Raw genomic sequence first — 14,949 nt, forward strand, 5'->3', positions numbered from 1 at the left:
ACCGGGTCGGTGGGCGGGCGCTGGCCCGGAATTAAGGTCTGAATTCAGGAAACGGGGGCGGTATCAGGCGGGCCGTGCCCCACCCCTTTCTCCCGGCCAGGCCGGAAGCGGGAAGAGGGGTGGGAGGCAAGTCGCTCATGGGGCGGGCTTGGGACCGGGGGCCGCGTTGTGGGCCTGACCCGGCCCGCCGTGACGGCGGCCCTTGCCGCCCCGTTCCGCCGCTGCGGCCTGACGGGCGGCGGTGGCCTTGTCGATGGGGATGACCTTGCCCCCGTCCTTCAACTTATCCGCCCCGTCCGCCACCACCACGGCCCCGGCCTGGAGACCGGTGAGCACGGCGGTGGTTTCCCCCTGGGTGGGCCCCAGGGTGACGGGAGTCATGGTGACCTTTTTGTCCGCCCCCACCACATAGACAAAGGTGGCGTTCTGCTTACCCCGCTGCACGGCGGAGGTGGGAATGAGCACCACGTCATGGAGGGTATTCACCAGCAGGCGCACATTGACGAATTGGTTGGGGAAAAGCTTGTTGTCCCGGTTATCGAACAGGGCCCGCAGTTTCACGGTGCCCGTGGTGGTGTCGATCTGGTTATCCACGGTGAGCAGGGTGCCCGTGGCAATCAGTTCAGTTTGGGCCCGGTCGTAGGCTTCTACGGGCAGCGTGGTGCCGGGGGCTTTGTCCCCGTGCCCCGAATGGCCGCCCGGGGCCTTGCCGTGGCGACCGGCCGGCGCCTCCCTATTCCAGGCGTAGCCCGGCGCGGGGGAAGGGGCGGCTCCCGCAGGGGCAACGGTTGCCGGTCTGGCCGGAGGCTGGGCACCCGGGCCTAAGCGGCCCTTTTGCGGGGCGAAAGCAGGTTTATCCCCCCTCTCCCCCTGATGTCCGGTGAGTCGGGCCATGACCTGATCCAGGCTATCTTCCGGAATGCTGAAGACGGCCGTGATGGGCTGGAGCTGGGTGATGGTGACAATGCCCGTGGTGTCCGAGCTATGGATCATGTTCCCCGGGTCCACCGAGCGCAGACCCACCCGGCCGCCGATGGGGGCGGTAATCCGGGTATAGGTGAGTTGCAGCTTGGCGTTATCCACCCCCGCCTGGTCCACCGCCACCGTGCCTTGGTATTGGCGCACCAGGGCGGCCTGGGTATCCACCTGTTGCTTGGCGATGGAATCCTGGCTGAGCAGGGTCTTGTAACGGGCTAGATCCAGCTGGGCGTTATTGAGCAGGGCCTGATCGTGCAGCAATTGGCCCTTGGCCTGGGCCAGTTGGACCTCATAGGGCCGGGGATCGATTTCCGCCAGGAGCTGCCCGGCCTTGACCATCTGACCTTCGGTAAAGCCCACTCGGACCAGCTGGCCGTCAATCCGGGATTTGACGGTCACCGTATTGCGGGGGGTGACGGTACCCAGGGCGTTGATATAGACGGGCATATCGCCGCTACGGGCCGTATCCACGATCACCGGCGCCGGGCGCCCGGCGCCGAATTTGCCGTGCTTGCCACCGCCCCCCGGACCGCCTTCCATGGCCGCCCCGCTGGGGGCATGGCTACTGCGGTAGGCGTAAATACCGCCCCCCAGGGCCAGGAATCCGGCGCAGACCCAGAGCAGGGGGCGACGGTACCAGGGGCGGGAAGTGGCGGGAACGGGAGCGTTGGGGGGGGTCATGGGGCGCCTGAAGTAAAAGATAAGGCTGGGGTCGGGGTTGGGGTGACGCTGTTTTTGGTTTTTCGCCCGTGGGGCTGGAATGGCTTGCAAGGTTAAACAAATCCAGCCGGGGCGGTACGCTTTCCCTGGGCTTTTTACCTAACTTTACGGGCTGGAAATACTTCATTTACGGCGCTGTCAGCCAGGGGTCAGTTTCAAGAAAAAGGGGGGCTTTTCTCCTTTTCCGGAAAATTCCGTTGTTTGTCTTCCGGAGGCCGGGGGCAAAAACCATGGCCCGCCATTTTCCTCTCCCCGGCGGGCCCGGTAAATTCCTTCCTTTTTCCGGGAACCCTTTTTCGTGGCCCCAGACCTGGGATGCCGTGAAATTTCTGGCAAAAACCCCGGGTCTGATAAAATCCGGACTTTCCGTTTTCCTGGGCCGAGATGAAGTCCGCCCCCACCATAGAATTCAAAGGCACCAATCTTTCCTTGATGGTGCTCCAGGCCACCCTCCGTTCCGGCGATCCGGAAGCGGTGGCGGCCGCCCTGGAAGCCCTGTGCGGCCCCACGCCGGATTTTTTCAGCGGTGAACCCACGGTCTTCGATCTGGCCGAGTTGGGCTCATCCGCCCCCGTGGATTGGGCCGGGTTGTTGCCCCTGCTGCGCCGTTACCGCATCAGCCCCCTGGGGGTGCGCAATGCGGGGCCGGAGCAGGGGGAGGCGGCCCGTGCCGCCGGACTGATTCTGGTGGAAGATGCGGAAATACATACCCGCGCTCCCGCCCGTTCCCCGGAACCGGCGCCCCCCGTCGAGGCGGTGCCGGTAGCCGAAGTGCCTCCTCCCGCCCCGGCCGTCCAGGCCGCTCCTGCGCCGGTGGCGCCCCCCGTGCCCCCACCGCCTTCCGGCTCCATTATCGTGGATCGGCCTCTGCGCTCCGGCCAGCAGGTCTATGCCCGGGGCGGGGACGTGGTGGTGCTGGCCATGGTCAATCCGGGGGCCGAGGTCATTGCGGACGGCAATATCCACGTTTACGCCCCCCTCCGGGGCCGGGCCCTGGCTGGGGCTCAAGGCAATACGGAGGCCCGCATCCTGACCACCTGTTTTGAGGCGGAACTCACCTCCATTGCCGGGGTGTACCGGACCTTTGAATCGGGGACGGAAAAGGCCCTCACCGGCCAGCCGGTGCAGGTGCGCCTGGAAAACGAACCCGGCGGCCAGCATCAACGCCTGGTGCTGGAGGCTCTGACCATCCGCTGATAGCCGTTTCGGCCCGGACGCTTTATCATTCGCCCATCATTTTTCAACGCCATTTCCGAGGAAATCCTCCATGAGAATCATCGTCGTCACATCCGGCAAGGGTGGGGTAGGCAAGACCACCACCAGCGCCGCCTTTGCATCCGGTCTGGCCCTGCGGGGCTTCAAGACGGCCGTCATCGACTTCGACGTCGGCCTGCGCAATCTGGACCTGATCATGGGCTGCGAACGTCGGGTAGTGTATGACCTGGTCAATGTGATCAACGGGGAGGCCAACCTGAGCCAAGCCCTGATCAAGGACAAGCACGTGGATAAGCTGTCCATCCTGCCCGCCTCCCAGACCCGGGATAAGGATGCCCTCACCGAGGAAGGGGTGGAAAAGGTTCTGAAGGAACTGGAAACCATGGGCTTCGAATACGTGGTTTGTGATTCCCCCGCCGGTATCGAGCGGGGCGCGGTCATGGCCCTGACCTTTGCCGACGAAGCCATTGTGGTGTCCAACCCGGAAGTCTCTTCCGTGCGGGACTCGGACCGGATTCTGGGCATTGTCCAATCCAAGTCTAAGCGGGCCATGGAAGGCCACGAGCCGGTCAAGGAACACCTGCTCATCACCCGCTACACCCCGAAGCGGGTGGAAGACGGGGAAATGCTTTCCTATCGGGATGTGAATGAACTCCTGCGGGTGCCCCTGCTGGGCGTGATTCCCGAATCCGAAACCGTGCTGCAGGCCTCCAACCAGGGCACTCCGGCCATCCACATTCAAGGTAGCGATGTGGCTAAGGCCTATGAGGACATGGTCAGCCGCTTCCTCGGCGAAGACCTGCCCCTGCGCTTTGTGGATTACCAGAAGCCGGGCATCCTGAAGCGCCTGTTCGGAGGGAAGTAACCATGTCTCTCCTCAGTCTGCTGTTCGGCCAAAAACAGAAGTCGGCGGTAGTGGCCAAGGAGCGTCTCCAGCTCATCATCGCCCGGGAACGGGGTTCCCAGGGAAGCCCGGATTTCCTCCCCGCCCTGCAAAAAGAGCTGATCGAGGTGATTTCCAAATACGTGAACGTGGATCACGACGACATCAAGGTCTCCCTGGAAAAGCAGGGCAATTTCGAGGTACTGGAAGTCAATATCGTCCTACCCGACGGCAAATCGGCCTAAACCCCGATTCCCCGCCCGGGGAGAATAAAAAAACGGAAGCCTGGTGCTTCCGTTTTTTTATGGGACGAAACTCAGTCGGCGTAGAGGAATGTCCCCGACCTAGGGTTCCGCCGGCGGCAGAGGCGTCGCTTCAAACGCCTCCCCAGTGACAAAAAACTGCCCGCCCGCCACGTAATGGAGAGTGCGGCAAGCCTCATCGGGGAAATGCCAGCGCCCGTCGCTGAAAATGTCCGGATCGGCCCAGGCCGCCTCCACCCGGGCAATGAACAGATCATGGCGGCGCTCATTCTCCGGCTGGGGCTGGACCCGGCATTCCAGCCAGGCGGCGCAGCCCTGAATCAAAGGCGCTTGCACCTGGGTCGCGGGGAAAGTGGCAAAACCGCAGCGTTCCAGCTTGCCCCGTCCCGCCAGTTCCCGCGCAGAGCAGGAACCTGCGGCAAGGACTTTGGCGGCCTGGGCTCGCACCGGCAGATTCAGGGCAAATTCCCCGGAAGCATCCAGCAGGCCACGGCTGTAGGTCTGGCTGTCCAGCACCAGACAGACCAGGGGCGGATCGAAATCCAAAGGCATAACCCAGGCTGCGGCCATTACATTGGACTGGCCGCCATGGGCCGTGGTGACCAGGGTCACGGGGCCGTGATTGAGGAGTTTGTAGGCCTGGGGGAGGGGAACGGGGAGGGGGGAAGTCATGGGGCCATTATAAGGGACGGCACCTGTCGGGCTGTTTCACCCCTTTGTTCCTGGAGTTAAGCCCGGGTTAGGCCGCGTCTTCCTTGGCTTTCCGGCCCGGAATGCGGGGGGGCGATGCTACAATGACCCATTCCAAAATTCCGGAATCCCCCCGGGCTTTTCGTCCTTTTTCCGTGACGCCCCGGGGTATTCCGCCCCCCATTCCCCACCTTTTTGCCCATGCTCGAATCCCTCATCGATCCCCGTTGGCCGTTCTATGGGGTGGCCGCCGTTCTCGGCTTGCTCTCCCTGGGTTTTGTCATCCGTTTTGTGGTCCCCGCCTGGAAATTGGGGCGCCTGCTGGACGGGGTAACCGCCAAACTGGCCCAGCCCCAGGCGGGTGAGGACGGGCAGATTCCACCCCGGCCGGATCCCCGGATTTTGACCCGGGAGGTGTTCCAGGATGGCAAGCTCTCCCACCTGTGGCGGGAATATGCCCAGACCCTCCATCCCACGGAGGTGGCGGCCAAGGAGGGGCAGCCCGGCGGCCTGCGCTGGCGGGCCACCGCCCTGGCGGAAACCTTTTTTACTGAGCAGGCCCTGGTGGATACCCCCCTGCGGGTGGAGTTCTACAAGCATTTGCCCGGCATTCTCACGGGTATCGGTATTTTAGGCACCTTTACCGGCCTTATCCTAGGGCTGACCCAGTTCCAGGTAGGGGGCTCCACCGAAGTGGTGCGGGACAGTCTGGCGGTGTTGATCCAGTCCGTGGGCCACGCGTTCAAGGTGTCCGCCACAGCCATCGGCCTGGCCATGCTCTTTACCTGGATCGAACGCTCCCTGGTGGCGGCCCGCTACCGCCAGGTGGAACGGCTCAACCAGGTGATTGACGGTCTTTTCGATAGCGGCGTGGAAGAGGAATACCTGGCCCGGCTGGTGCGGGCCAGCGAAAACACCGCCCATCAAGGCGCCCAGCTACGCCAAGCCCTGGTGGGAGAACTGCGCCAGGCCTTGGGCCAGTTGGTCGTGCAGCAACGGGAAGAGGGCAAAAAGCAGCAGGAAGCTCTGGCGGCTGGCTTGGCCCAGGCCGTCTCCGCCGCCCTGAAGGAGCCCATGACCCGGATTGCGGCCACCATGGAAAAACTCAGCGCCGGTCAGGGGGATACCCTGGGGCAGGCGGTGGGCCAGGCCCTGGACCAATTCGCCGGGCGCCTGGGGGATCAGCTCCAGCGCCAGCAACAACAGGGGGATGCCCAGTTGGCCCGCAGCCTGACTGCCCTGGAAGGGGCGGGCAGTGCTTTTGAATCCGGTATCGGCCGCCTGGAAACCCTGGGCCGGGAAGCGGTCAGCGCCCTGAGCCAGCAGTTGCAGGGCTCGGCCCGCCAGCTGGCCAGCCACCAGGAGGCCCAGCAAAGCCGCCTGACGGAGGAAACGGAACGACTCCTGGCCCGGGTGGCGGACCAGTTAAGCGGCCTGGGGGATCAACTGGGCCAGGCGGCCCAGTCCTTGCAAGGGGGCGTGGTTCAGCTGGGGCAAGCCAGCGCCGGAGCCGTGGATCAGCTGCGGGAAGGGGCGACGGCGGTACGGGAAGCCTGCGGGGAATTTGCCGACGGGGGCAAAGAATTCAGCCTGGGGGCCCAGGCGGTGATGGAAGCGGGGGGGCGCATCCAGGCCGCGGCCCAATCCCTGGTGGAGGCCAATACGGGCAGCCGCCAGATTCTGGAAGAACAGCGTCAGCTGGGCCTGGGGCTGGTGCAACTGGTTCAGGAACTGGGACGTACGGTGGAAAGCGCCCGCAAAGAAGCCTCCCTGACCGGGGAACTGGTCAGCACCCTGGAAGCGGCCGCCGGCCAGCTGAAGCAGGCGGAAAGTCAGGCGGAAACCTACCTCCAGGGAGTGAATCAGGTACTCACCCAGGCCCACAGCGCCTTTGCGGAAAATGTGGAAAAAACCCTGAAGGAAGGCAATACCCAGTTCCAGCGGGAGCTGGCCGAAGCGGTGAGCTATCTCAAGGGGGCCATCGAGCACCTGGGGGATGTGCTGGAAACCACCGGCGAGGCCCGTTAAGCCATGTTTGGATTGAGTCGGCCCGCCAAACCCCGTCGGGACGAGGCGGAAAAGCCCTTCTGGATTTCCTTTTCCGACCTCATGTCCGGCCTCATGGTGCTGTTTCTCGTGGCCATGACCGTGGCCCTCCTGGCCATTACCCGTCAGGTGACGGAAGGGGAACAGGACAAAGCCCGGCGGGACAAGGACATTCACGCCCTGCTGCAACGGGTGCAACGGGAAGTGGTGCGGGATTTTCCCGGGGTGACGGTCCATGGCCAAACCATAGATTTTGGCGATCAAGCCCGTTTTGACACGGATAGCCATCGTCTGAGCCCGGACGAGGCCCGGGTGCTGCGCCGCTTTGTCCCCCGGGTCTTAGCCCTGGCCCGGGACCCCCTGGGGGAAAAATGGCTCAAGCGGGTGGTGGTGGAAGGCTTTGCTGACACCCGGGGCAGCTATCTGCACAACCTGAATCTCAGCCTGCAACGCTCCGAGCGGGTGCTTTGCGTCCTCCTGGCCGATGGTTCCAGCGCCCCTGATCCCCTCTCCGCCCCGGACCGGCAAATGGTGCGGGACATTTTCCTGGTGGGAGGCTCTTCCTACAACGAACAGCGCAGCAGTCCGGAGGCCAGCCGCCGCATCGAACTCAAGCTGGAATTCCTGGATGTGGGGGAAAAACGCCCTTCCGGCCCGGTCATGCCCCTGGGCGGGGATACCCGTTGCCCCCTGGACTGACCCATGCCCCGGACCTTTGCCCATGAATGACCTGGAACAACTGGACTTCGCCCTCACTGGCATCATGGCCGGGCGGGAAGGGGGCGCCTCCTGGGGGGACCCCACCGCCATGGCCCGGGCCCTGGGGGCGGTACGTCGGGCCTTCGGGGACATGGAGGCTCTGGCCGCGTCTCCCCGGGGCGCCCGGGGAGTGCTGGCCCTGCGGGTGACGGGGGGGCACCCGGGCTATCTGGATATCAAATACGCCTGCTACGGCATTGCCCGAAACTCGGGCTGGGACGGTCGTCGCCCCCTGGACGATGAGCGCCTGGTGCACAACCTGCTGCAACAGGTGGATAGCCTGCAGGCCGTACCCCGACGCTTTCGCCAATGTTACCGGGGCCTGCTGACCGGCTATTTCGCCTGTCCGGCCTATCTGGAAAGCGCGCCCGCCGGGGACCCGGGCTATCCCAACTGGCTGGTACTGCGCCGCTACCTGCAAGCCCATCTGCTCCAGGTGGCCGAATCCCGTCCGGCCTTGGCTTGGGCGGAGACCCTGGGGCGCTACCCGAAATTGCTGGAGAAGGACCCGGCCGCCCCCTGGGCTGCTTCCCTGCTAGGGGGAGAGGCGGGGGAATGGAATACCCTGTGCCGTCACCTGGATCTGCCCCCGGCCTGGTCCGCCCGGGTCGCCCTAGGGGCTCAGGTACGCCTCTGGCTTTCCCGTCGGGAGGCCCTGGGAGCTCACCCCCTGCCTCCGCTGCTGGAACAGCAGCGCCAGGCCTTGGCCCAGGGACTCCGGGAGGCTCGTCAGGCCCAACGGTTGCCCTATGGGCTGTGGAAAAACTGGCTCACCGCCCTGGGATTGGAACAGGAGCTGAATTCCACCTGGGAGGGGGGCTTGGCGGAATGAACCCGAACCCTGTTTCTGGACTAGCGGAGGAGGGTGGGACCGTATCCGCCTCCCGCCCCACCACCTCGCTGGCCCCGTCCCGTCCCGGATCGGAACCATCCCCCTGGCGCCTGTGGTTCGACGGTTCCGCCCACCCCAACCCGGGCCCCATGGCCTGGGGGGTCCGGCTGGAGGCGCCGGATGGGCGCAGTTGGGAGCGTTGCCATAAAATTGGCCGTAGTGGCTGCAACAACGAAGCCGAACTATTGGCTCTGGAAGCGGCTTTGCTCCTGGCCCGGGAGCAGGGGGCAGGTCTTCTGGATATTCGGGGCGACAGCGATTTCGTGGTTACCCAGGTCAATGGGGGGGCGCCGGAGACCGTTTCCCGGCTGGCGCCCCTGGTGGAACGCCTGCGTGGATTGATGGGGGATCAGGGCCAGGCGGCTCTGGCCTGGGTACCCCGGCACCGCAACCGGGAGGCGGACCGGCTTTGTCGTCAGGCCTTTGGTCTCCCCCCCAAACCCGCCCCCATTCCCGGCCATGGCGCCCGGCGGCCCAAGGCCTGATTCCCGTTTTTTCCGCCCTGGCGGTGCCTGCCCGCCATTCAACCAAGAGGAGCCCCCATGCCCATGAGCCCGGCCCCCGGAGAAATACTGGCTGCCAGCCTGTTTGCCCTGGCCATTCTGCACACCTTTGCCACCCGTTTGTTCCTCCACCTGGCCCATATCCGCCCGGCCCATAGGGGGCTCTGGCATTTGCTGGGGGAAGTGGAGGTGGCTTTCGGCTTCTGGGCCATGGTTCTGGTGGCGGCCCTGTTTGCCCTGCAAGGCGCCGTGGGAGCCATTACCTATGTGGAAGGGCTCAACTTCACCGAGCCCCTCTTCGTTTTCGCCATTATGGTCATCGCCGGTACCCGGCCGGTTTTGCAGGGTGCCCGGGGACTGGTCAGGGCTTTTGCCCGGCTGTTGCCCCTAACCACCGGCCTCGCCTTCTTCTGGAGCGTTCTGGTGCTGGTGCCCCTGCTCGGTTCCTTTATCACCGAACCGGCGGCCATGACCCTGGCAGCCCTGCTGCTGGGGCGGGATTACCTGGGGCGGGAGACCCTGTCCCCCCGTTGCAAATACGCCATCCTGGGGGTGCTCTTCGTCAATATTTCCATCGGCGGCACCCTGACCCCTTTTGCCGCGCCCCCGGTGCTCATGGTGGCCAAGGCCTGGGGTTGGGATACGGGCTTTATGTTGCAGACCTTCGGCTATAAGGCGGCCCTGGCCGTGGCCCTAAATGGCACCCTGCTGACCTGGCTGTTCCGCCGGGAACTGGCGGACATCAACCCAATAGGAGGAAGTGACGCTCCGGCGGTGCCCCTTCCTTTGATCTTGCTCCATTTCCTGCTTTTGTTGGGGGTGGTGCTGGCGAGCCACTATCCCCCCCTGTTTCTCGGGCTGCTGCTGTTTTTCCTCGGCATTGCCCAGGCCTATCCCCGCCATCAGGACCCTTTGATTCTCCGGGAAGGCCTGCTGGTGGCCTTTTTTCTGGCCGGTCTGGTGGTGCTGGGGGGAATGCAGCGCTGGTGGCTACAGCCCCTGCTTCTGTCCCTGAGTCAGGACGGAGTCTTTGTGGGGGCCATCCTGCTGACGGCCTTTACGGACAACGCAGCCCTGACCTATCTGGGTTCCCTGGTGCCGAATCTGCCTGCCAGCTTCCAATACGCCCTGGTGGCCGGAGCGGTGACTGGCGGTGGCCTGACCATCATTGCCAATGCCCCCAATCCGGCGGGGCTGGCCATCCTGCGCCAGCATTTCGGGGAAGAGGGGGTAAAGCCCCTGGGGTTGCTGGCCGCTGCCCTGTTACCCACCCTGGTAGCCGGTTTGGCCTTCCGTTGCCTGTAGAATGGCGACAACACTTCACTTTACGAGGACTGGGGCGCCATGGCCCACGCAGCTTGCAACGGCATAGAGCTGGAATACGAATGTTTCGGGGAGGCGGGGCAACCCGCCATTCTGCTGATCCAGGGCTTGGGGCTCCAGCTCATCCATTGGCCCGAAAGCCTGTGTCAGGCCCTGGCGGCCCAGGGTTATCGGGTGATCCGCTTCGATAACCGGGATTGCGGCCTCTCCACCCATCTGACCCAGGCCCGGCGCCTGCGCATGGGCCTGGCCGCCCTGGCCTATGGCCTCCATCTACCTTTCCGGGTGCCTTACACCCTGGTGCATATGGCCCAGGATTGCCTGGGGCTGCTGGACCATCTGGGTATTCAAAAGGCCCATGTGGTGGGGGCGTCCATGGGAGGCATGATCGCCCAGCTGCTGGCCGCCCTTTATCCGGAACGGGTCAAGAGCCTGACTTCCCTCATGTCCACCACCAGCAGCCGGCGCCTGCCCTGGGGCAAGCCGGAAGCCCTGCGCTCCCTGTTTTCCCGGCCGGACAACAGCCACGATCCGGAAAGCGTGGTGCGCTATCTCTTCAACATCCAGAAAGTCGTCGCCAGCCCGGACTATCCGACCCCGAACGAGGCGCGGGAAGCCCTGATCCGTCAGGCCATGGCCCGAGCCTACTACCCGGCCGGGGTGGCCCGCCACCTGTTGGCTGTCATGGCGGGCAAGGACCGGCGCCGCCTCCTGGGGCGCATTACCTGCCCCAGCCTGGTCATCCACGGGGAAGCCGATCCCCTCTTGCCCCTGGCCTGCGGCCGGGATACGGCCCAACATATTCCCGGCGCCATTCTCTACACCATTCCAGGCATGGGCCACGATTTTGCCCCCGGCTTAATGCCCATCTGGGCCAATGCCATCGGTGAACACGTGCGTCGGGCCGAGGCGCCAGACGCCAGCATTCACCTGGGAAGCGACCCAGTTAGCCGCCCTTCAAAGTAGTCAGGAGCCGCTGAAGGCTGGCGGCAGTTTCTTCCTGGTCCGTGACCACGAGCAGGCGCAAAGACGCTTCTTCCGGCGTCCATCGGGCCCCTCGGGCCAGTTGGCTTTCCAGAATTTCCAGGGTGGCTTCAGAGGCGTCTTCCCCTTGTTCCTGCCGCTGGCGGACCCGCTGGCGCAGAGTCTCGGGCGCCGCCTGGCACTCCAGGATGCGGCAGGCAATCCCCCGTTCCCGGGCCAGGGCGAGGAATGGGGCCCGCTGGTCCGGCGCAAGGAAGGTGGCGTCCACCACGCAGCTATAGCCGTGGTTCAAAATACCCCCCGCCAGGTCCAGCAGGCGGCCATAGGTACGGAGTCCCGCCTCCCGGGAGTAAATGCCGGTACCGGCGCCGGAATGGCTCACGGCCTTCGCTTCCAAGCCGTAAAGCCGTTTCCGTTCCACATCGGAGCGTATCAGGGCGGCCCCCAGAGAGGCTGCCAGCCCTTCCGCTAGTACCGACTTGCCGGAGCCGGAATAGCCGTAGGTGAGTACCAGGGTCGGGGAAGAAGAGGGGAGGGCAGCCCGGGCGTAGGCCATGTAGGAATCGGCCTCAGCCCTGGCCTGGCGGGCCGCCTCCCCATTTTCCTGCTGCCCGGCCAGAAACAGGGCCACCTTGGCCCGCACCATGGCCCGGTACAGGCAATAGAATTTCAGCAGTCCCAGCCCGGCGTAATCCCCGGTACCGGACAGATAGGTGTTGAGAAAAACCCAGGCCAAGTCGGGGCGGCCCCGGTGTTCCAGGTCCATGACCAGAAAAGCCGCTTCGTTGATGACATCGATCCAGCGCAGATTGGGGTTGAACTCGATGCCGTCGAAGGCCATGACCTGCCCCGCCACCGCTACCAGATTCCCCAGATGCAGGTCTCCGTGGCATTCCCGCACCCAGCCCTGTTTCCGGCGCTGGGCAAAGAGGGGCTGCAAACGTTCCAACTGGGCCCGGCTCCAGGCAGCCACTTCCCCCAGCTGGGAGTCAAAACTATCTCCCAGCAAATCTGCCAGTTGGGCGAAATTTTCTTCCACCGGATAGGCCACGGCGGCCGGGGTGCCGAAGGCCTCTTCCTGGGGACCGGCCACGGCGGCCTGTTCCCGATGGAATCGGGCCAGTAGCCGCCCCACCATCCCCATATGAGCCGGGGTCAGTCGTCCTTCCCCTAGCATGCGGTCAAACAACCCTTCCTGGGGGAAACGGCCCATTCGAACGGCGTATTCCAAGGGGGCGCCAGCACCGGTGAGATGGGGGGCCTCCGGTGTGCCGAAAATAGCCTGCACATCCAGATAAATGGACGGGGCCATGCGCCGATTGAGGCGAATTTCCTCTTCGCAGCAATGGCGTCGGGCCGCCAGGGTGGAATAGTCCAAAAAGCCCAGATTTAAGGGCTTTTTGATTTTGTAGGCATAGTCGCCAGCCAGCAGCAAAAAAGAGGCGTGGGTCTCGATCATTTGCCGCTGCCCCGGTTCCCCCGGCAGTTCCGGACTTTGGGCCAAAGCGACCACCAAGCGCCGTTGATTGGCCAAATCCAAGGAAGAGGGGGAGGGCGTGTCCGTCATGGGTGTTTTCCGTTCCGGCTTTGTAAATGCCCATTGTGCCCTTTTTTGGCGGGCGCCTCTGCTTAGCAAGGGAACAGCGACCACCTCATGGGGAGAGCGGCGCCCCCTAAGCCCCCTCAAATCGGTGGTTTCCCCTGGAGCATCCGCCCCAAGGCTTTATAGGGCTGCCCCTGCAGGACATCCTTGGCGGGGCGTACATCCACCAGAGGCGGCGACTTCCGGGGGCTCGGCTGATCTTCGGCCACGCGCCTCCTGACCTCTGTGCCGTCCGGGCAAGGCGAGGACTGTAAGCTTTTCCCCTGACCATCCATGCAGGTATATAAAGTTCCTCCCTGACAGGCCCCCGAACCTATTGTCAGCAGCAATAGCCAAGCTTTTCCCATAACGCCCCCGTTTATCTCCGAATCATTTGCTCCGGAGGAATTCTAGGTCCGTCAGGAATGAGGGAGGAAGAGCTCTTATAGTTTTCATCGGAAAGGTGGGGTAAAGGTGAACGCAAACAGCCCAATTCATCCTGGTTGCTCCCTAGTTGTAGAATGTACGTAATTTTACATAATACAAATTATACGAAAGGAAGGTAATTTTTAGGCTGTTGCATATTCTGGCCTTTTTACCTTTAATCATGCAACATCAGTCTACACAAAAGGTCATTTCGTCCTTTCGGTTTTGACCTTGAACCTTTTATAAAACTGATCGTTGGCGCTGTGGAGCTTGTGGGCAGCCGCCGACCTGTGGGCAAGTGGTGGGAAACGCACGGTTCAATGCGTTTTCCACGGCTTGTCCATAGGGAACCGCGCTTGCGCGGTTAGGCTGGTATCGGCGTAGCCGACTGTCCACAAATCCACAGTGCTTTTGCTTTTGACAATTTTTCTTGTTTTCAAGGTTGTGACGCCTTGCTGAAACACGTTTGGGACCGCCACATTCCGCAGGTTTTGCGCGAGCCAGCACTCTTTGACGATGCCGGGTTACCCAGATATTGGGCAACGGTTTGGTCGATGTATCAGACCTCGGACCTGGCTTCATCCAGCAAGCGCAAGGTGCTCGGTCATGTTGAGGCCCTATACCAGTTTTCTGAAACTCTGCACGGGCCCGGCATGCTTGACGATGCTTTGTTCCATGTCGATATCGAGAAGCTTGGTGAACTTCTCGAGGCCTATTTCGTTTCGATTCGTAATCTGCCAAACATCAACGAAACCGCCCAATTGAAGTGGCAAGCTGTCTACCGATTCGTCAGTGACATCATCATTCGTTTGAGCAAGAGCAATTTGCCTATATCCCAGCTTCAACAGATCAAGGGACGGCTGGATCACCTTGGCACACTTTACTCGCAGCTCCGGATCGGCAAGAAACGGACCCAGGACATCCTGCGTGCGCTTCCATACACAGTTGTCGAGGCGCTGTATGAACTGCTCGACCCGGCAGGCCCCAGGAATCCGTTTCGCGATGCCACGTCCAGGTGGCGTGCATTTCTCGTGTTCGTATTGTTGCTCCACCAGGGTTTGAGACGCGGGGAGCTCCTTATCCTGTCGTCGGATGCCATCAAGCATGGGTTTGATTCGAAACTGGGCCGCGATCGCTACTGGCTGTCCGTCATTGAGAATCCGTATGAGGAAGAGGATCAGCGATACAGCACCCCCAGCATCAAGACAGTAAATTCGGTGCGCCAGATCCCGGTCAGTGAGCTGACTGCCCGTATCGTCCAGGACTACGTCGAAAATTATCGGGGCAAGCCGGCACATTCATTTCTGATGAACTCGCAACGTGGAAGCCCGCTATCAGCCGAGTCCGTCACCAAGCTGTTCCAGAAGATCACGGCTTCCCTGCCAGCGTCCATCCTGAAGGACCTGAAAGACCGAACCGGGAAATGCTCCATTTCTGCTCATGATCTTCGGCACACCTGTGCAGTTGTTCGTCTGAATCAGTTGTTGCACCATGGCGATTCGATGGATGTGGCGCTCCAAAAGATGCGGACGTTTTTTGGGTGGGCACGTTCGTCAGACATGCCTCGGAAGTATGCTCGCGCAGTGTTCGAGGATCGGCTGGCATCTGTCTGGAACAATGTCTTTGACGACCGCGTGGCCATCTTGCGCGCAATTCCGGGGCACAGGGAATGATCTCGGCAACCG

At 62.9% G+C, this 14,949-nt stretch carries 13 protein-coding genes; 10 read left to right on the forward strand and 3 right to left on the reverse strand.

Features of this window, described 5'->3' with window-relative positions; genetic code table 11:
- Window positions 1-135: 135 nt before the first annotated feature.
- A complete protein-coding gene (locus Azoinq_RS14080; protein WP_216128275.1) occupies window positions 136-1,659 on the reverse strand; it encodes an efflux RND transporter periplasmic adaptor subunit in 1,524 nt (507 codons plus the stop codon).
- Between the two features lie 423 nt (window positions 1,660-2,082).
- On the opposite strand from Azoinq_RS14080, the gene minC reads away from it, so the two are divergent.
- The 3 genes from minC (at window position 2,083) to minE (ending at window position 4,041) form a co-directional block, all read left to right on the forward strand.
- On the forward strand, window positions 2,083-2,895 hold the full coding sequence (minC, locus tag Azoinq_RS14085) for a septum site-determining protein MinC (protein ID WP_216128274.1): 813 nt from the start codon (window positions 2,083-2,085) through the stop codon (window positions 2,893-2,895).
- A 70-nt stretch (window positions 2,896-2,965) separates the two neighbouring features.
- Window positions 2,966-3,778: a septum site-determining protein MinD gene (gene minD, locus Azoinq_RS14090; RefSeq protein ID WP_216128273.1), complete on the forward strand. Its 813-nt coding sequence runs from the start codon at window positions 2,966-2,968 to the stop codon at window positions 3,776-3,778.
- Window positions 3,779-3,780: 2 nt separating this feature from the next.
- Window positions 3,781-4,041, forward strand: coding sequence for a cell division topological specificity factor MinE (gene minE / locus Azoinq_RS14095; protein ID WP_216128272.1), 261 nt, complete (start codon window positions 3,781-3,783; stop codon window positions 4,039-4,041).
- Window positions 4,042-4,140: 99 nt separating this feature from the next.
- On the opposite strand, the gene Azoinq_RS14100 is transcribed toward minE, so the two are convergent.
- Entirely contained in the window at window positions 4,141-4,731 is a 591-nt protein-coding gene (locus Azoinq_RS14100; RefSeq protein ID WP_216128271.1) for a flavin reductase family protein, read from the reverse strand.
- Window positions 4,732-4,950: 219 nt separating this feature from the next.
- Between Azoinq_RS14100 and Azoinq_RS14105 the strand changes: the two genes are divergently transcribed.
- The 6 genes from Azoinq_RS14105 to Azoinq_RS14130 are packed head-to-tail and all read left to right on the forward strand — an operon-like array spanning window position 4,951 to window position 11,238.
- Window positions 4,951-6,777, forward strand: coding sequence for a hypothetical protein (locus Azoinq_RS14105; protein WP_216128270.1), 1,827 nt, complete (start codon window positions 4,951-4,953; stop codon window positions 6,775-6,777).
- A 3-nt stretch (window positions 6,778-6,780) separates the two neighbouring features.
- Window positions 6,781-7,494, forward strand: coding sequence for an OmpA family protein (locus tag Azoinq_RS14110; protein WP_216128269.1), 714 nt, complete (start codon window positions 6,781-6,783; stop codon window positions 7,492-7,494).
- Window positions 7,495-7,516: 22 nt separating this feature from the next.
- A complete protein-coding gene (locus Azoinq_RS14115; RefSeq protein ID WP_216128268.1) occupies window positions 7,517-8,386 on the forward strand; it encodes a hypothetical protein in 870 nt (289 codons plus the stop codon).
- Window positions 8,383-8,931: a ribonuclease HI family protein gene (locus Azoinq_RS14120; protein WP_216128267.1), complete on the forward strand. Its 549-nt coding sequence runs from the start codon at window positions 8,383-8,385 to the stop codon at window positions 8,929-8,931. The genes Azoinq_RS14115 and Azoinq_RS14120 overlap by 4 nt, the downstream gene beginning before the upstream one ends.
- 57 nt (window positions 8,932-8,988) lie before the next feature.
- A complete protein-coding gene (locus Azoinq_RS14125) occupies window positions 8,989-10,254 on the forward strand; it encodes a putative Na+/H+ antiporter (RefSeq protein ID WP_332460831.1) in 1,266 nt (421 codons plus the stop codon).
- Window positions 10,255-10,293: 39 nt separating this feature from the next.
- Window positions 10,294-11,238, forward strand: a complete 945-nt coding sequence (locus Azoinq_RS14130; RefSeq protein WP_216128266.1) for an alpha/beta hydrolase — start codon at window positions 10,294-10,296, stop codon at window positions 11,236-11,238.
- Here the strand turns inward: Azoinq_RS14130 and Azoinq_RS14135 are convergent.
- Window positions 11,219-12,823, reverse strand: coding sequence for a bifunctional aminoglycoside phosphotransferase/ATP-binding protein (locus Azoinq_RS14135; RefSeq protein WP_216128265.1), 1,605 nt, complete (start codon window positions 12,821-12,823; stop codon window positions 11,219-11,221). The genes Azoinq_RS14130 and Azoinq_RS14135 overlap by 20 nt on opposite strands.
- 893 nt (window positions 12,824-13,716) lie before the next feature.
- On the opposite strand from Azoinq_RS14135, the gene Azoinq_RS14140 reads away from it, so the two are divergent.
- The gene (locus Azoinq_RS14140) at window positions 13,717-14,937 is read left to right on the forward strand and encodes a site-specific integrase (RefSeq protein WP_216128264.1); all 1,221 of its coding nucleotides are present in this window, start codon (window positions 13,717-13,719) and stop codon (window positions 14,935-14,937) included.
- Window positions 14,938-14,949: the final 12 nt, after the last annotated feature.

The organism is Azospira inquinata (assembly GCF_018905915.1).
Taxonomy (GTDB): domain Bacteria; phylum Pseudomonadota; class Gammaproteobacteria; order Burkholderiales; family Rhodocyclaceae; genus Azospira; species Azospira inquinata.